Origin of the sequence: Luteibacter aegosomatis (genome assembly GCF_023078455.1) — a bacterium.
Lineage (GTDB): Bacteria > Pseudomonadota > Gammaproteobacteria > Xanthomonadales > Rhodanobacteraceae > Luteibacter > Luteibacter aegosomatis.
This window is the reverse complement of the sequence record NZ_CP095740.1, coordinates 1,765,855-1,783,176: the sequence shown is the minus strand read 5'-3', so window position 1 is coordinate 1,783,176 and position 17,322 is coordinate 1,765,855. Positions and strand designations below refer to the sequence as shown.

At 68.0% G+C, this 17,322-nt stretch carries 14 protein-coding genes; 6 read left to right on the top strand and 8 right to left on the bottom strand.

Annotation, left to right across the window (positions count from 1 at the left end; translation table 11 throughout):
• Window positions 1-3: 3 nt before the first annotated feature.
• From lysS to asnB, 3 genes are all read right to left on the bottom strand, one after another.
• Window positions 4-1,536 carry a lysine--tRNA ligase gene (gene lysS, locus L2Y94_RS08290; protein ID WP_247374268.1) on the bottom strand — a complete coding sequence of 511 codons (1,533 nt, stop codon included), beginning with the start codon at window positions 1,534-1,536 and terminating at the stop codon, window positions 4-6.
• 58 nt (window positions 1,537-1,594) lie between these two features.
• Window positions 1,595-2,720 (bottom strand): peptide chain release factor 2 gene (gene prfB, locus L2Y94_RS08285; RefSeq protein WP_144910688.1). Its coding sequence is split into 2 segments (ribosomal slippage): window positions 1,595-2,644 and window positions 2,646-2,720, totalling 1,125 coding nucleotides; the frame shifts between segments, so codons are not numbered across the junction.
• Between the two features lie 172 nt (window positions 2,721-2,892).
• Window positions 2,893-4,563 carry an asparagine synthase B gene (gene asnB, locus L2Y94_RS08280; protein WP_247374266.1) on the bottom strand — a complete coding sequence of 557 codons (1,671 nt, stop codon included), beginning with the start codon at window positions 4,561-4,563 and terminating at the stop codon, window positions 2,893-2,895.
• Between the two features lie 230 nt (window positions 4,564-4,793).
• On the opposite strand from asnB, the gene L2Y94_RS08275 reads away from it, so the two are divergent.
• Complete coding sequence (locus L2Y94_RS08275) at window positions 4,794-5,222, top strand: hypothetical protein (protein WP_247374265.1); 429 nt, start codon at window positions 4,794-4,796, stop codon at window positions 5,220-5,222.
• Here the strand turns inward: L2Y94_RS08275 and L2Y94_RS08270 are convergent.
• The gene (locus L2Y94_RS08270) at window positions 5,186-6,541 is read right to left on the bottom strand and encodes a formimidoylglutamate deiminase (RefSeq protein WP_247374263.1); all 1,356 of its coding nucleotides are present in this window, start codon (window positions 6,539-6,541) and stop codon (window positions 5,186-5,188) included. The genes L2Y94_RS08275 and L2Y94_RS08270 overlap by 37 nt on opposite strands.
• Window positions 6,542-6,695: 154 nt before the next feature.
• On the opposite strand from L2Y94_RS08270, the gene L2Y94_RS08265 reads away from it, so the two are divergent.
• From L2Y94_RS08265 to L2Y94_RS08245, 5 genes are all read left to right on the top strand, one after another.
• Window positions 6,696-8,267: a GNAT family N-acetyltransferase gene (locus L2Y94_RS08265; RefSeq protein WP_247374262.1), complete on the top strand. Its 1,572-nt coding sequence runs from the start codon at window positions 6,696-6,698 to the stop codon at window positions 8,265-8,267.
• Window positions 8,264-9,661, top strand: coding sequence for a chloride channel protein (locus L2Y94_RS08260; RefSeq protein WP_247374261.1), 1,398 nt, complete (start codon window positions 8,264-8,266; stop codon window positions 9,659-9,661). The genes L2Y94_RS08265 and L2Y94_RS08260 overlap by 4 nt, the downstream gene beginning before the upstream one ends.
• A complete protein-coding gene (hutI, locus tag L2Y94_RS08255) occupies window positions 9,658-10,893 on the top strand; it encodes an imidazolonepropionase (RefSeq protein WP_247374260.1) in 1,236 nt (411 codons plus the stop codon). Before L2Y94_RS08260 ends, hutI begins: the two co-directional genes overlap by 4 nt.
• A 205-nt stretch (window positions 10,894-11,098) precedes the next feature.
• Window positions 11,099-12,742, top strand: a complete 1,644-nt coding sequence (locus L2Y94_RS08250; RefSeq protein WP_247374259.1) for a hypothetical protein — start codon at window positions 11,099-11,101, stop codon at window positions 12,740-12,742.
• Between the two features lie 20 nt (window positions 12,743-12,762).
• The gene (locus L2Y94_RS08245) at window positions 12,763-13,485 is read left to right on the top strand and encodes a class I SAM-dependent methyltransferase (protein ID WP_247374258.1); all 723 of its coding nucleotides are present in this window, start codon (window positions 12,763-12,765) and stop codon (window positions 13,483-13,485) included.
• A 12-nt stretch (window positions 13,486-13,497) separates the two neighbouring features.
• Here L2Y94_RS08245 and L2Y94_RS08240 read toward each other — a convergent pair whose 3' ends face one another.
• The 4 genes from L2Y94_RS08240 to L2Y94_RS08225 all read right to left on the bottom strand — a co-directional run bounded on the left by L2Y94_RS08240 (window position 13,498) and on the right by L2Y94_RS08225 (window position 17,305).
• On the bottom strand, window positions 13,498-15,507 hold the full coding sequence (locus tag L2Y94_RS08240) for a M13 family metallopeptidase (protein WP_247374257.1): 2,010 nt from the start codon (window positions 15,505-15,507) through the stop codon (window positions 13,498-13,500).
• A 103-nt stretch (window positions 15,508-15,610) separates the two neighbouring features.
• Entirely contained in the window at window positions 15,611-15,769 is a 159-nt protein-coding gene (locus L2Y94_RS08235) for a 30S ribosomal protein THX (protein ID WP_144910717.1), read from the bottom strand.
• Window positions 15,770-15,850: 81 nt separating this feature from the next.
• On the bottom strand, window positions 15,851-16,822 hold the full coding sequence (locus L2Y94_RS08230; protein ID WP_247374256.1) for a cation diffusion facilitator family transporter: 972 nt from the start codon (window positions 16,820-16,822) through the stop codon (window positions 15,851-15,853).
• Window positions 16,823-16,858: 36 nt separating this feature from the next.
• Window positions 16,859-17,305 (bottom strand): MerC domain-containing protein, encoded by a 447-nt coding sequence (locus L2Y94_RS08225; RefSeq protein WP_247374255.1) that lies wholly within the window; start codon window positions 17,303-17,305, stop codon window positions 16,859-16,861.
• Between the last annotated feature and the right edge of the window lie 17 nt (window positions 17,306-17,322).

The window sequence follows — 17,322 nt, the reverse complement described above, 5'->3', positions numbered from 1 at the left end:
CGCTCAGGCCTCGGGACGCATGGTCGGGAACAGCAGCACGTCGCGGATGGACGACGCGCCGGTGAGCAGCATCACCAGGCGGTCGATGCCGACGCCGAGGCCTCCCGTGGGCGGCAGGCCCACCTCGAGCGCGCGGATGTAGTCGGCGTCGAAGTGCATGGCCTCGTCGTCGCCGGCGTCCTTGGCGTCCACCTGCGCCTGGAAGCGCGCGGCCTGGTCTTCGGAGTCGTTGAGCTCGGAGAAGCCGTTGGCGATTTCCTTGCCGTTGATGAACAGCTCGAAGCGGTCGGTGATGCCCTTGTCGGTATCGCTCTCGCGGGCCAGCGGCGAGACCTCCACCGGGTGGTCGGTGATGAAGGTCGGCTGCACCAGGGTGTGCTCCACCGTGGCCTCGAAGATCTCGAGCAACAGCTTGCCCCAGCCGTAGGACGGCTTGACGTGGATACCCAGGCGCGTCGCGTGCGCGGCCATGGCCTCGCGGTCGCGCAGCTCGCCCGGCTTGATCTCCGGATTGAGTTCGAGCACCGCGTCTTCCATGCGCCAGCGGCGGAACGCCGGGCCCACGTCGACCGTGGCGCCGTCCCACTCGATGGCGGTGTGGCCGATCACGTCGGTGGCGGCCGAGCGGATCAGGCCCTCGGTGAGGTCCATGATCTCGTGGTAGGTGGCGTAGGCCTGGTACAGCTCCAGCATCGTGAACTCGGGGTTGTGCCGCGTGGACACGCCCTCGTTGCGGAAGTTGCGGTTGATTTCGTACACGCGGTCGAAACCGCCGACGGTGAGGCGCTTGAGGTAAAGCTCGGGCGCCACGCGCAGGAACAGAGGGATGTCGAGCGCGTTGTGGTGCGTGGTGAACGGACGCGCGGTGGCGCCGCCCGGGATCACGTGCATCATGGGGGTTTCCACCTCCATGAACCGGCGCGGCGGGGCCTCGAGCCAGCGGCGCACGTGGCTGACGATCTTCGAGCGCAGCACGAAGGTGCGGCGGGATTCCTCGGTGACGATCAGGTCGACGTAGCGCTGGCGGTAACGTTGCTCGACGTCGGCCATGCCGTGGTGCTTGTCGGGCAGGCCGCGCAGCGACTTGGTGAGCAGGCGGATCGATTCGACCTTGACCGACAGCTCGCCCGTCTTGGTGCGCATGAGCGTGCCCGTGGCGCCGACGATGTCGCCCAGGTCCCAGCGCTTGAAGGCGTTGTACGCCCCTTCGCCCACGGTGCCCTGGTGCACGAAGAGCTGGATGCGGCCGGTGCCGTCCTGCATCTGCACGAAGCTCACCTTGCCCTGCCCGCGCATCAGGATGATGCGGCCGGCCACGGCCACCTGGCGAGGCGCGGCCTCGATGGCCTCGGCCGTCCACCGCTCCTTGTCGGCGAACTCGTCCTGCAGGTCGCCCGCGAAGCTGTCGACCTTGAAGTCGTTGGGGTAGGCGATGCCCTGCGCACGCAGCGCTTTCAGTTTCTCGCGGCGCTCGGCAATGAGACGGTTTTCGTCGGCGGCGGTCGCGGGAGTGTCGGCGTGGGTGTTTTCGGTCATGGCTCTTGGGAGTGGCTTCATGGATGAGCGGGGGCGCCCATGCGCCCCCGGCGGTGCATCACGCGTCGATACGCTTGGAACCGGCTTCGAGACCCGCCTTGAGGCTGGCTTCGACGAATTCGTCGAGGTCGCCGTCGAGCACCTTCTGCGTGTCGGAACGCTCGATGCCCGTGCGGAGGTCCTTGATGCGCGACTGGTCGAGCACGTAGTTGCGGATCTGGCTGCCCCAGCCGATGTCCGACTTGGTGGCTTCCAGCGCATCCTTTTCGGCGTTGCGCTTCTGCACTTCCAGCTCGTACAGCTTGGCCTTGAGCATCTTCATCGCGCGGTCGCGGTTGGCATGCTGGCTGCGCTCGGTCTGGCAGGCCACCACCGTGTTGGTGGGGATGTGCGTGATGCGCACCGCCGATTCGGTCTTGTTCACGTGCTGGCCGCCCGCGCCCGACGAGCGGTAGACGTCGGTCTTGAGGTCGGCCGGGTTGATGTCGATCTCGATGTCGTCGTCGACTTCGGGCGAGACGAACACCGAGGTGAAGCTCGTGTGGCGGCGGTTGTCCGAATCGAACGGGCTCTTGCGCACCAGGCGATGCACGCCGATCTCGGTTTTCAGCCAGCCGTAGGCGTAATCGCCTTCGACGCGGAACGTGGCCGACTTGATGCCCGCGACTTCGCCGCCGGACACTTCCATCAGCTCGGCCTTCCAGCCGCGCGACTCAGCCCAGCGCAGGTACATGCGCAGGAGCATTTCGGCCCAGTCCTGGGCCTCGGTGCCGCCGGCGCCGGCCTGGATGTCGACGAACGCCGGGGCGGCGTCGAGCTTGCCGGAGAACATGCGCTGGAATTCGAGCTTGCTGACCCGTGCCTCGACCTTGTTCAGATCGTCGGCGACGGACTGCACCGTGGCCTCGTCGCCGTCGGCGGCGGCCATCTCGAGCAGCTCCTTCGAATCGTCGAGTGCACCGGTCATCTCGTCGATGCCGGTCACGATGGTGTCGAGCTGGGCGCGCTCGCGACCCAGGTCCTGCGCGCGCTTGGGATCGTCCCAGACGTTGGGGCTCTCGAGCTCGCGGTTGACTTCTTCTAGGCGTTCTTTCTTGACAGGGTAGTCAAAGATACCCCCTAAGCGACTCGACGCGGCCCTTGAGGTCCGCGATCTGCGCGAGGATCGGATTGGTCTCGATCATGGTTGGCTGGCCTGCTGGTGCGGCGCGGGGCGCGCCGGCTAAAGCAGCCGATTCTAGCAAATCGGGCGCTGTCGCGACCGGGTTTCGCCGATACGATCGGCTCCCACCCCTTCGGTAGCGAAGTCACCGCCTACCGGAGGGGTGGGAACCGATCGAATCGGCGAACCGGCCGTCAGGCCGGCAAAGCCTCGCGATGCACCCCGCGCACCGCCCGTCCCGACGGATCGGCCGCCGCCGCGAAGGCCGGATCCCACGCCAAGGCCGCGGGCGACGAACAGGCGATGGACTTCCCCCCCGGCACCGTCGCCGCACAGGCCTCGCCCGGAAAATGCTTCTCGAAGATCGTGCGATAGAAGAACGCCTCCTTGGTCGCCGGCGTGTTGTGCGGAAAGCGGGACGCCGCCGCGGCGAATTCGCGATCGGACACCATGGCCTCGGCGTGCGCCTTCAGGCCGTCGATCCAGCCGTAGCCCACGCCGTCGCTGAACTGCTCTTTCTGCCGCCAGAGGATCGACTCCGGCAGCGCGCCCTCGAAGGCCTCGCGCAGGATGCCCTTCTCGATGCCCTTGCGGGCCACCATCTTCGCCTGGGCATCGAAGCCCATGGCCACCTCGAGGAACGCCGTATCGAGGAACGGCACCCGCGCCTCCACGCCCCAGGCCGACATCGACTTGTTCGCGCGCAGGCAGTCGTAATAATGCAGGGCATCGAGCTTGCGCACCGTCTCGTCGTGGAACTCGCGGGCCGAGGGCGCCTTGTGGAAATACAGGTAACCGCCGAAGACCTCGTCCGAGCCTTCGCCGGACAGCACCATCTTCACGCCCATGGCCTTGATCCGCCGCGCCAGCAGGAACATCGGGGTGGACGCACGAATGGTGGTGACGTCGTAGGTCTCGATGTGGCGGATCACCTCGGGCAGCGCGTCGAGGCCTTCCTCGAAGGTGTAGCGGAAGCCGTGGTGCACGGTGCCCAGCGCCTCGGCCGCCACCTCGGCGGCCTTCAGGTCCGGCGAGCCTTCCAGCCCGATGGCGAAGGAATGCAGGCGCGGCCACCACGCCTCGCCGCGATCGTCGTCCTCGATGCGATGGCGGGCGAAGCTCGCCGCCACGGCGGCGACCAGCGAGGAATCCAGGCCGCCGGACAACAGCACGCCATAGGGCACGTCGGTCATCAACTGGCGGTGAACCGCCGCCTCGAACGCCACGCGCAGGGCCCTGGGGTCGATGTCGTGGCCCTCGGTCGCCGCGTAGTCGCGCCATGCGGGATGCCAGTAACGCACCGCCTCACCCCGCTCGCTGTCGTACACGTGGCCCGGCGGAAACGGCGCCACGTCCGCGCACACGCCCACCAGCGACTTCATTTCGGAAGCGACGCACAGGCGTCCTTCCTTGTCATGCCCCCAATACAGCGGGCAGACCCCCACCGGATCCCGCGCGATGACGAACCGTCCGCGAGCCGCGTCCCACAGCGCGAAGGCGAAGATGCCGTTCAGCCGGCCGAGGAAGTCGGCGCCGTGTTCGCGATACAGCGCATTGATCACCTCGCAATCGGAGCCGGTGGTGAACGCATAGCCGCTGGCGGCACGCAGTTCGCGGTGGTTGTAGATCTCGCCGTTCACAGCGAGGGCCAGGTCGCCTTCCGGCGAGCGAAGCGGCTGGGCGCCGCTGGCCGGATCGACGATGGCCAGGCGCTCGTGCACGAGGATGGCACCCCCGTCCACGTACACGCCGCTCCAGTCGGGGCCGCGATGGCGCTGCCGCTGGGAAAGCTCCATCGCCTTCGCGCGCAGGGCGACGAGGTCGTCGCCCGGTGCGAGGCCGAACATGGCGAAAATCGAACACATGGCCTTTCTCTCCTTGGTGGGGGCACTGCTACGAAAAGACGCACAAAGAAAAGGCCCGCCTGGTGAGGGCGGGCCTTGGTGTGTACCGGTGGTTTCGCTTGCAACCGCCTACACGCCGACCCTCCCGAGGTTCCGGGCATTATTGGTATTGGCGTTATTGGCGGCGATGCGGATCATGGGTCGAATAGACCATGATTCGTATTGCGGTTGCAATACCGAAGGAGATATCCATGCATTCCCTGCTCGCCCTCGCCCTCCTGTCCGCGGCCCAGCCCGCCCCCGCCTGGCTCGCGGGCGACTGGGAGCCCTACAGCAATGCCTTCCTCGGCCTGGGCATGCTCAGCATCGGCAAAAGCACGCTCGACTGGAAGGAATGCCGCGGCGCGCATTACGACGTGACGTCGGTCGACGGCGACAGCGTCACGCTGAAACTCGCCGGGGACAGCCGCTGCCTTCTCGGCGGCGATCCGCCCGCGCGGATCGACACCGTGCGGCTGACGCTTCGCGAGAACCGCTGCGACCTCGGCGTGACGATCTACGCCTCGCCCGAGTCCCTGGCGAAGAACGCGCCGGATGCCGAAGGCCTCTACGGCAAGGTGAAATGCCCGTCCGGCCCCGTCTCTCACGCGGCCGCCAACCTCTCCACCACGCCGCGGTAGGCCTTCGCGACGCGTTCCTCGGCGGCGTGCGCGAAATCGCGCACGCGCCAGCGGCCGCCCACCATCACGTCGCGCACGAGCGGCGTATTGCCTGCGAAGAGGAAGCTGTCCAGCACATCGGCTTCGTCGCGCGCGGCGAGCAGCGGCGACCGATCGTCGAGCACGAGCAGGTCGGCGCGGGCACCGGCGCCGAGGCGGGCGATATCCATCGAGGACGCGCGTGCGCCGCCGTCGAGGGCGCGGCGCCAGAGGTGATCGCCGACGCTCTCCTCCGGCCGCCGCGCGGCCACGTTGCGGTGGCGCGTCACCAGGCGCTGGCCGTATTCGAGCCAGCGCAGTTCCTCCACCGGCGACACCGAGATGTGCGAATCCGAACCGATGCCGAGCGTGCCGCCCGCGTCGATGAAATCGGCCAGCGGGAACAGGCCGTCGCCGAGGTTGGCCTCGGTGGTGGGACACAGGCCGGCCACCGCGGCGCTCTTCGCCAGCCGCTGGGTTTCGTGGGCGCTGAGGTGGGTAGCGTGGATCAGGGTCCAGCGTTCGTCCACCTCGGCATGATCGAGCAGCCATTCCACGGGACGGGCGCCGCGCACGGCGAGGCAGTCCTGCACCTCGCCGATCTGTTCGGCCACGTGGATGTGGATGGGTAGCGTTTTCGAGATACCGGTGGCGAGCAGCGAACGCATGGCCTCCTCCGGCACCGCCCGCAGCGAATGCAGCGCGATGCCGACACGCAGCATGTCGTCCTGCATCGGCACGAGCCGCTCCAGCAGGGACACGTACTGGCCCACGTCGTGGCGGAAACGGCGCTGCCGTCCGGACAGCGGGCGACCGTCGAAGCCGCCGGTCATGTAGAGCACCGGCAGCAGCGTGAGGCCGATGCCGGCCTCCTTCGCCGCCTCGATCAGGGCGAGCGACATCTGCGCGGGATCCGCGTACGGCACGCCGCCCGGGCCATGGTGCAGGTAGTGGAATTCGCAGACCTGGGTATAGCCCGCCTTCACCATCTCCACGTAGAGCTGGGTGGCGATGGCCTTGAGGTCGTCCGGATCGATCGCTTCGGCGAAGGCGTACATCGTTTCGCGCCAGGTCCAGAAGCTGTCCTCACCCGGGCCGCGCCGCTCGGCGAGCCCGGCCATGGCGCGCTGGAAGGCGTGCGAATGCAGGTTGGGCATGCCGGGCAGCAGGAAACGACCGACGCGTTCGCCGCCTTTGGCGCCGGGCACGAAACGTCCGTTCTCGATCGCGACGCCGTCCTGCCCCGCCTGCCAGGAGGCGCCCTGCCAGAGGAAGTCGGCGGAATAGGTGGCGTGGGGCATGGGTGGTCCTTGCTCGGGAAGTGTCGATGCTACCGGGAATCGCGGACAGGGTCCGCTCCCACCCTCCGGTAGCGAGTTTCCTACCGGAGGGTGGGAAGCGGGACGCTGTCCGCGATTCCGGCGGTAGCCTGCACGACGGGCGCATAATGATGGGATGACCGAACCCACCGCCGCCCAGACCCCGAAGCTCACGCTTCGCCTCGCGCGTCCGTCGGACGTACCCGCCCTCGTGGCCCTCACCGCGCGCGTCTACACCGCCGAATGGGGCCATTCGGCCGAAATGCTGCAAGGCCAGCAGACCCACTTCCCCGAAGGCCAGTTCGTGGTCGAGTACGAAGGGAAGATCGTCGGCTTCTGCGCCACCTTCCGCATCAACGAATCCGTGGCGCTGGCGCCGCACACCTGGATGCAGATCACCGGCGGCGGATTCGCCTCGCGCCACGACCCCAAGGGCGACTGGCTCTACGGCATGGAAGTGGTGGTGCATCCGGATTATCGCGGCATGCGCATCGGCCAGCGCCTCTACCAGGCGCGCAAGCGGCTCTGCACCGACCTGAAACTGCGCGGCATCGTCTTCGGCGGCCGCATTCCCGGACTGGCCCGGGCCATCGGCCGCTACGGCAGCGCGGAAGCCTACGTGCAGGCCGTGGTCGAAGGCAGCCGCCGCGATCCCACGCTGAGCTTCCAGTTGCGCAACGGTTTCGAGGCCATCGGCCTGCTGCGCGAATACGTGCCGTCCGATCACGAATCGCTCGGTTACGCCGCCCATCTCGTCTGGCGCAATCCCCAGTTGCTCAACCATCCCGATACGCCACGCGTGTCGCAGAGCCATCGCCTGCCCGACTCCGTGCGCGTGGCGTCGGTGCAATACCAGCAGCGCCGCATCGCCTCGTTCGCCGAGTTCGCCACCCACGTGGAGTACTTCGTCGACATCGCGGCCGACTACGACGCCGACTTCGTGGTGTTCCCCGAACTCATCACGTTGCAATTGCTGTCGATCGAGAATGCCGAACTCTCGCCGGTGGAGTCCATCCGCCGCCTTTCCGAGTACACCGACGAGGTGAAGGCGCTGTTCCATCGCCTCGCCGTGCATTACAACATCAACATCGTCGGCGGCTCGCATCCCACGCGCCAGCCCAACGGCGATATCCACAACGTCTGCTACGTGTGCCTGCGCGACGGTTCGGTGCACGAGCGCGAAAAGCTGCATCCCACGCCGAGCGAACGCAACGTGTGGAACATCACCGGCGGCGATTCGGCGGCCACGATCCAGACCGACTGCGGCCCGATCGGCGTGATGATCTGCTACGACTCGGAATTTCCCGAAGTGGCCCGCCACCTCACCGACCAGGGCGCGCTGATCCTGTTCGTGCCGTTCTGCACCGACGTGCGCGAAGGCTACCTGCGCGTGCGCTACTGCTCGCAGGCACGCGCCATCGAGAACCAGTGCTACGTGGTGCTCTCGGGCAACGTGGGCAACCTGCCCGGGGTGAACAACTTCGACATCCAGTACGGCCAGAGCTGCATCCTCACGCCGAGCGATTTCCCCTTCGCGCGCGACGGCATCGCCGCCGACTCCACGCCCAACATCGAAACCGTGCTGTTCGCCGACCTTCGACTGGAAAACCTGGCCCGCGCACGCAACTCCGGCGCGGTGCAAAATCTCAAGGACCGGCGGTACGACCTTTACCAGGTACGCTGGGCCCGTACCACCGACGTCAAATGAGCGAGTCCCACGTGCAGGAACAACCTTCGAACGACTCTCCCCGCCCCTCGACGGCCGGGCGCCTGCGCGCCCTGGGCAATCACGAGTGGCTTTCTCCGACGGAGTGGCGCCGCCGCATCATCTTCTGGACCGGCGCCGTCCTCGTCGGCCTGGCGGCCGTTTTCTTCGCCCAGGCGGCCGACTACGCGTTCGAGCTGTTCCGGCGCGTGGCATCGCACGGATGGTGGGTGCCGCTGCTGATCACCCCGGCGGTGTTCGCCCTGCTGTGCTGGCTCACCGAGGGTGCCCTCAAGGCGACGCGCGGTTCGGGCATCCCCCAGGCGATGGCGGCCCTCAAGGTCGAGGACGACGGCTTTCGCGGGCGATTGATGTCGCTGAAGATCGCGGCGGGCAAGATGGCGCTGACGCTCGCCGCGCTGCTCGGCGGCGCGTCGGTCGGGCGCGAGGGTCCCACCGTTCATGTCGGTGCCGGATTGCTCTATTCGCTGGGCCGCCGCTTCGGTTTCGCGGAGCCGGCCGCCGCCGGCCGCTTCATCCTCGCCGGATCCGCCGCCGGACTCGCCGCCGCGTTCAACACGCCGCTGGCCGGCGTGGTGTTCGCCATCGAGGAAATGTCCGGCGCCTTCGAACACCGCATGAGCGGCACGCTGCTCACCGCCGTCATCGTCGCGGGCGTGGTTTCCCTCGGCATCCTCGGCAACTACGCGTACTTCGGCGACGTCACCGCGTCGCTGCCGTTCGGCAAGGCCTGGCTCGCGGTACTCCTGACCGGGCTGGTCTGTGGACTGGCGGGGGGCCTGTTCGCGCGGATGATCCTGCCGTCGGCCACCGGCCTGCGCGGCCTCGTCGGCCGCATACGCGCACGTCAGCCGGTAGTATTCGCCGCCTTCTGCGGGCTGGGCCTGGTACTGCTGAGCCTGCTCAGCGCCAACGGACTCTACGGCACCGGTTACACGCAGGCGCGCGACATCCTGCAGGGACACGACATGGCCGGCCCCTTGTTCGGCGTGCTGAAATTCCTCGGCAACATCGCGTCCTCGTGGGCGGGCATCCCCGGCGGCATTTTTTCTCCGGCGCTGGCCGTCGGTGCCGGCCTCGGAAACAACATCGCTCAACTCCTGCCGGGCGCCGACGTATCGTCGGTGGTGTTGCTGGGCATGGCCGCCTACCTTTCCGGCGTCACGCAGGCGCCGCTCACCGCGACCGTCATCTCGCTCGAACTCACCGCCAACCGGCAGATGGCCCTGCCCATCATGGCGGCCTGCCTGCTCGCCCGGGCCACTTCCGCGCTGGTCTGTCGCGTACCGGTCTACAAGGCGTTGGCCGAAGACCTCGTCAACCGGTACGAGGAAGAACGCCTGCGCCGTGAACCCAGGCCGGAAGAATCGGCATGACGGCCGATACGCGCTGGGATCATCTGCTCGTCGACGTCGGCCTCGCCACGCTCACCGACAACGGCCATCCCTACGGCGCCATCGAAGACGGTGCGATCGGCTGGCGCGACGGACGCATCGTCTTCGCGGGGCGTCGCGCCGACCTGCCGGGCGCGCCCGATGCGCTCTCGCACCGCGTCGAATCGATGCCGGGCAGCTGGATCACCCCCGGACTGATCGACTGCCATACGCACCTCGTGTTCGGCGGCGACCGCGCGCGCGAGTTCGAACGGCGACTGGAAGGCGCCACCTACGAAGAGATCGCGCGCGCCGGCGGGGGCATCGTCTCCAGCGTGCGCGCCACACGCGCGGCGGGCGAGGACGAACTCCTTCGCCAGTCGTTGCCGCGTGCGCGGGCACTGAAGGCCGACGGGGTCACCACCGTCGAAATCAAGTCCGGCTACGGCCTGGAACCCGACGCCGAGCGGCGCATGCTGCGCGTGGCGCGACGCATCGGCGAAACGCTGGGCCTGGACGTGCGCACCAGTTTCCTCGGCCTGCATGCGTTGCCGCCGGAATACGCCGGCCGCCGCGACGACTACGTGGCCCTCGTCTGCGACACCATGCTGCCCTCGCTCGCCGACGAGGGCCTCGTCGACGCGGTGGACGCCTTCTGCGAAGGCATCGGCTTCACCCACGAGGAAACCGAGCGGCTGTTCGCGAAGGCCGCGTCGCTGGGCCTGCCCGTCAAGCTGCATGCCGAACAACTGTCCGATCTCGGCGGCGCGGCTCTGGTCGCGCGCTACGGTGGCCTTTCCGCCGATCACCTGGAATGGACCAGCGTCGACGGCGTCGAGGCGATGGCGCGGGCCGGCACCGTGGCCGTGCTGCTGCCCGGCGCGTATTACGCGCTGCGCGACACGCGGCCGCCTCCGGTCGCCGCGTTCCGCGAACACGGCGTGCCGATGGCCGTCGCCACCGACCTCAATCCCGGCACCTCGCCGCTGCTTTCGCTTCGCCTCGCCATGGGCATGGCATGCACGCTGTTCCGACTCACGCCCGAAGAGGCCCTGCGCGGCGCGACCCAGCACGCCGCACGCGCATTGGGCCTGGACGATCGCGGCACGCTCGCCGTCGGCCAGCGCGCCGATCTCGTCGCGTGGAACGTGGGCCATCTGCCGGAATTGTGTTACTGGATCGGCGGAACCCTGTTGCGCCAAAGCTGGATCGCGGGCGAACGCGTGGCCGACTGACGGCACGACGCATCATCCGACGGATTTTTCAGAATCCTTCCATAGATCGCGCGCACATCCCTCCCTAACATCGCGCCACCTCGCACTCTCTTTCGGGGTGAAGGATGACTCCGGGCCATGGAAGGCCGGAATCGAGGAATGTCGTTTGAAGGTTCCGTCCCGTCTCCCGCCTCGTGCGGGAATCTCGCCATGGTGTCTCACGGTCGTGCTGTGCCTGTCACTCGCCCTGCTCGCCGGTTGTCGCGACAGGGAAGCCGACGCGGCACGCTACGCCCGGCAGACGCGTCAGCTACGCGACGCCACGCGCATGCTCGACGCCCTCGAGACGTCCGACGGCACCGTGCCCGCCTCCCTGTCCGCCATCACGCCGGTCGATGCCTCGGGCGCCACCGTCGATCTCGCATCGCCCTATCCGAACGATCCATCGGTCCAGGGTCGCGACCCGCGCTGGTTACTGCTCGGCCTGCCACCGACGGCCTTGCTGCTGTTCCACTTCGTTCGCCGAAGGAAACGCCCATCGATGTCCGACACCGTCTCCCTGGCCAGTCTGTTCGCGGGCAGCGTCCCGCCCCCCGTTCCGGGTGCGATGAATCGCCCGACGCCCACGTCGACCGCCACTCCCGTCACCGCCACGCCGACGATTCCCGTCGAAGCAGCCTCATCGCCCGCGGAAGACGCCTCCGTGCCATCGACGTTCTTCGACGACCACGCGTCCCTGCACCTCGTCGGCGATGCGCGACATCCCGAACTCCATCGGGTCGGCGACGTGCCGCTACCGTTCGACGCGTGGCGCGAGCGGCTTTCGCGCATCGCATCGACGGATGGCGCCGATGCGGCGTTGGCGTCGTGGCTGCTCCCGGCGCTGCTGGTCATGCAATCCCGATCCCTGCGCCGCCACGACGCGGAGATCCTGCTCGACGAGGCGGCGGGGCTCGCCGCCGACGGCATCCTGGGCGCATCGTCGGGCGACCGGCCCCATTGGATCGCACGCGCCATCCGCATCGAACTGGCGAAGATCGAGCGTCAGTCGGGCGCGACGAGGCTCTTCGCGTTGCGCGCCCTCCAGTCGAGGCAGTCCACCGACCTCGCCGGCGACGCGCCCTGCGTGCTCGACGCCTGGATCGACGTGCACCTGGCATGGGCGGGCTGGCTGCTCGGCGATGGCGCGAACGCACGCTACGCCGAAGCCGAATCCCTGTGCGAACGGCTGGCCGACGCCGGTGACGACGGCCCGGCGCTCGCGTTGAAACGTCGCGCGGCCATCGTCCTGCGACAAGCCGACAATCCGCGCGCGGCCTCGTACGTCGACCAGCTCGATCGTGCACAGGCCCTTCTCGGCGAAGCCCATGCGCTCGATGGCGATGCGCACACGGCGCTCCTCATCGCACGGACCGCGCATCGCCTGGCAGTCGCGCTGCCGCCCACGGAAGCGGCCGACGCGTGCTCCCACGCACTCATGCATGCGTTTCTCGCCGAACAACACCCCGCATGGCGCGTGGAGGCGCTGGAATGCCGCCTCGCCATACAGCTCACCTACGAATCGCTGCCCGGCCGCACCACGCAAGGCGAGGTGGTGGCCACGCTCGAACGCGAACTCGCCGCCATGGATGCCGAATCCGCGGGCGCGCGCCTGGCCATGGCCACGGCGCGGCTGCGCGAAGGCGATTTCGCCGGTGCGAGCGCGCTATGCGAGGCCGCCTGGCGCAGCGGCGCGAACGATGCCCGCCTGTTCACGCTGTGGCACGACGCCTGCCGCGGCTGGAGCGAAACCGCGGCGACGGCCGGACATGACCGCGAGGCGCTCGCTCAGGCCCTGCGCCAACTCGCCGTCGCGCGATCCACCACCTGATTCCCGCCCAAGGCCCTTCCATGCCAGCATCCGCGATCCCCTCCCTCTGGACTACCCGCTATGGCGTCGCCGCGGCCGTGGGCGGCAACGATCCCGTCGTCCGCTCGCTGCGTGTCTACGGCGAATGGGCCGAACACGAGACCGACCTGCTGAGCGGCCTGCTCGAGGAGGGGCATACCGTACTCGAGCTGGGCGGCGACTACGCCGCGCACGCCATGTGGATGGCCCGCGCCGTGGGCGCCACGGGACAGGTGCACGTCGTCGAGCCGCGGCGCATCCGTTTCCAGCAACTGTGCGCCAACGTCGCCCTGAACGGTCTCGACAACGTCTTCGCCCATCCCCTGTGGCTGGGCCGCACCAACGGCAAGATCGCCCTTACCGCGGGCGGCGAGCAGGAACAGGTCCGCATGGCCACGCTCGACAGCCTCGCGCTCGACGCGCTGCACCTGATCAAGGTCAACCTGACCCACGCACTCGTCGAAGCCGTGGCCGGCGCCGCGGAAACCCTCCGGGTGCACCGCCCGCTCATCTATGCGCGCCTTTCCGGCATGGAGCATGCGGCCGACGAAGTGGCGGCGCTCAAGTCGGCCGGCTACCGCGTCTGGTCGCACCTGCCCTATCTCTTCAACGTGGACAACCACGCGGGCGCCACCGAGAACATCTTCCCCGGACTGGTGCATCAAAACATCGTCGCCGCACCGGCCGACGCGCCGTTCTCGTTCGGCGGACGCATGGAACTCTGACGATCCCCGGGGCTACCAGATCCTCACGCGCGCCTCCGGAGGGAGATAGAGCGCCTGTCCGGGCTTCACCGCGTAAGCGGCGTACCAGGCGTCGAGATTGCGCATGGTCCATACGCGTTGCACGGCGGGCGCGTGGCCGTTGGTGATGAGACGGCGACGGAGGTCGGCATCGCGGTAGCTCAATCGCCATAGCTGCGCCCAACCGAGAAAGAAGCGCTGGTCGGGCGTGAATCCGTCGATCGTCTTCGCCTGGCGACTTTCGGGCGACGCCTTGTAGGCGTCGTAGGCCACCGTGAGGCCCGCCAGGTCGGCGATGTTTTCGCCCAGCGTGAGGCGGCCGTCGACATGCATGCCGGGCAAGGGCTCGTAGGCATCGAATTGCGTCGCCAACGCACCGGTGCGCTCACGGAACGCCTTGTCGTCGGCGGGTGTCCACCAGGTGGACAGCCTGCCCTTCTCGTCGTACTTCGCGCCCTGGTCATCGAACTGATGGCTCATCTCATGGCCGATCACGGCGCCGATGCCGCCGTAGTTGATGGCCGGATCGGCGTGCGGGTCGAAGAACGGGGGTTGCAGGATCGCCGCCGGGAAGGTGATGCCGATGGTCGGATAGTTCGCGAAGGCATCCACGGTCATCGGCGTGGCCGACCATTCCCAACGGTAGACCGCCTTGCCGATACGCCCCAGCTCCCAATCGTGCTTCCAGCGGCGTGCCCGCACCGCGTTGCCGAACAGATCGTCGGCCTTCATCGTGAGGCCGGTGTAATCGTGCCAACGGTCGGGGTAACCGATGCGCGGCGTGAAGGCGGCGAGCTTGGCGTGCGCGCGTTTCTTCGTCTCGGGCGTCATCCAGTCGAGGGCATCGAGACGGCGATCCATCGAGGCGATGATGTTCTTCACCATCGCCATCGCGGCGGCCTTCGTCTCCGGCGTAAACCAGCGCGCCACGTAGATACGGCTCACGTCGTCGGGCATGGCGTCGACGACGAAAGCGGCCGCACGTGCCTGCCTCGGTTCGCGTTTCTCGCTGCCTTCGACGACCTTGCCGTAAAACGCGAAGTCGGCGTCGCCGACCTCGTCGGGAAGCACGTCGGCGAACGCGTGCAAGGTGTGCGCGCGCAAGGCGTCCTTGAGCACGTCCACCGGCGTGGATGCCACGATTTTCGCGACGGCGGCGATGGCATCGGGCTGCATCGCGACCACGCGGTCACCGGCGGCCACCCGGCCGGCGAACAACGCGCCGACATCGAAACCCGGCGCCTCATGCGCCAGCGTCGCCAGCGTGGTGGGGTTGTAGGTTTTCGATGCATCGCGATTCCGCAACGGCGTCCAGCTCACCTTCGCGATGGCCGTCTCGAAATCCATCACGGCCCCGGCACGTGTTGCCGCATCGCCCTGCCCGGCGAAACCGAGCATCGCCGCGAGCCATGTCGTATAGGCCTTTCGCGCCGACGCCATCGATGCGCCGTCGGCGAGGTAATAGCTTCGATCGGGCATGCCCAATCCGGACTGGGACACGATGGGTACGTACCGATCGGGCCGGCCGTCGTCCGGGCCGATCTCGGCGGTCAACGGCAAGGTCACGCCAAGCGCCGCCGCGTCCGCCACGATCGCGCGATACCCGGAGCGGTCGTGGATGGCATCGATGCGTGCGAGCCACGATGCCAGGGGCGCCATGCCCAGGGCCTCCACGCGCGCCGCGTCGAGGTAGCTCGCATAGGCCGCGCCGATGCGACTGGACGAATCCCTTCGCGCATCGTCGAGGATCTCCCCCACCCGGGCCGTGTTGATGTCGGCCAAGCGCGTGAATTGCCCGTAGTTGGCCTTGTCGGGGGGAATGGGCGTCGTCCGCGCCCAGGTGCCGTTGGCATAGGCGTAAACGTCGTCGCCAGGGGTCACCTTGCAATCCATGCCACCGACGTCGAAACCGAAATCGCCGATGGCAGGCTTGTCGGCCGCCGTCGCGCACGACGAAAAGAGCAACGCCAACTGCACGATGCCTACGTTCAGCCACTTCACCATCGACGCACCCCTGGGCATGAAAGGGTCGATTCTGGGCGCACGGGCCCGCAAAAACAAAAAGCCCCGCGATGCGGGGCTTTTCGTGTCGCCTGGAGGAAAGACCTCAGGCCTTCTTGCGCGGAGCCGCCTTCTTCGCGGCCGCCTTGGTGGCGGCCGGCTTGGCGACGGCGGCGCCGGTCACGATGTCCACGTGCGGACGCGCGTTGCCATAGCTGGAACGGTAGATCTTGCCGCGACGGGTGCGACGATCGCCCTTGCCCATGGGAATCTCCTTGATTCGTAAGTATTGAGGAAACGGCCGGCCATCGTATCAGCGGCCACGTAAAGCGCAAGAGCGGCCCGCTCAACGGGCGTGGGAGCGGCCCTTGCCGCACCCTTCCAGCTCGTCGGGACAGCGGCCCGGGTCGAACTGGATGGTGGCGTGTCCGACCCGCCAGCGCTCGCTGAGCATGGTCTTCAGGGCCCGGAGCACGCGGGCCTGGTCGGTACCCGGCTGGAGTTCCGCATGCAGGGTGGCCATGCGCGAGCCGGCCGTGACCTGCCATACGTGAACGTGGTGGACGCCCGTGATGTCGGGATCGGCCGTGAGCAGCGCCTTCTCGATCTCCGTCAGGTCGAGACCGTCGGGCGTGCCCTCGAGCAGGATGTGACCCGAACGGCGCAGCAACGACCAGGCGCTGCGCAGGATCAGCAGCGACACCAGGATCGACAGCAGCGGGTCGGCCCATGTCCAGTCGAGCCAGCGTACGGCCAGGGCGGCCAGCACGGCGGCCACGGAGCCGAGCAGGTCACCCAGTACGTGCAGGCTGGCACCGGCCACGTTCACGTCGTCGGGATCGTGGCCGTGCAGGAGGCGCAACACGAACACGTTCGCCAGAAGGCCGAGCGAGGCCACGGCCAGCATCACGCCGGACAGGATCGGCTGCGGCGAGAACAGGCGCTGCACCGCTTCGAACACGATGAACGCGACCAGCGCGAACTGCGTGAGCGCGTTGACGAAACCCGCCAGCACCTCGATCCGCCCGTAACCGTAGGTGCGTCGCGCGTCCGCCGGGCGGGCGGCGAATCGCGCGCCGAGGAAGGCCAGCAGCAACGCGAGCGCATCGACCAGCATGTGGCCGGCGTCGGCCAGCAACGCCAGCGATCCGGAAACGAGGCCACCCGCCGCCTCGGCGACCAGCATCAACGTGGTGAGCACGAACGCGATCAGCAGCTTTCGCTCGCTGCCACCCGCGCCATGGGAATGATCGTGCGCATGCGCGTGCGCATGACCGTGGCCGTGATCGGCGTGCGAGTGGGCGTGATGGTGTGCCATGGTCGAAGGCTAGGCAATGGAACCGCGGTTACACAATCACGGATGCGCGCAACTCGGCCCGTGGATATGCCCGGCATGACCGCTACGATCGACGCGCAGGTTCACGAAATGGGCCGATGCCACGAGAAGGCCGCCGCAAGTCACCAGCACGCTGTGCACCAGCAGCGAATTGCCGTGCAGGAAGGTGACGCCGAGCACCAGCAGCAACAGGCCCGGCACGGCGAGCGTCAGCGGCAGGCGGCGGCGATGGCGACGGTAGCCCGAATACAGGGCGGCCGACGCCAGCACGCAGGCGAAGAGGACGAAGCCCGTCTCGAAACGATGGTCGGCGAGAAACGACAGGCCGATCACCGGCAGCAGCGCGATGACGAACGGCAGCGCCGCGCAATGGATGGCGCACAGGAAAGACGCCGTCGCGCCGAGTCGGTCGGCGGCGTGCCACCAGCGGCGGGGAGCGTCGGAATCGGTGGGTAGGTCGGTCATGGGAGCCATAGCGTGAC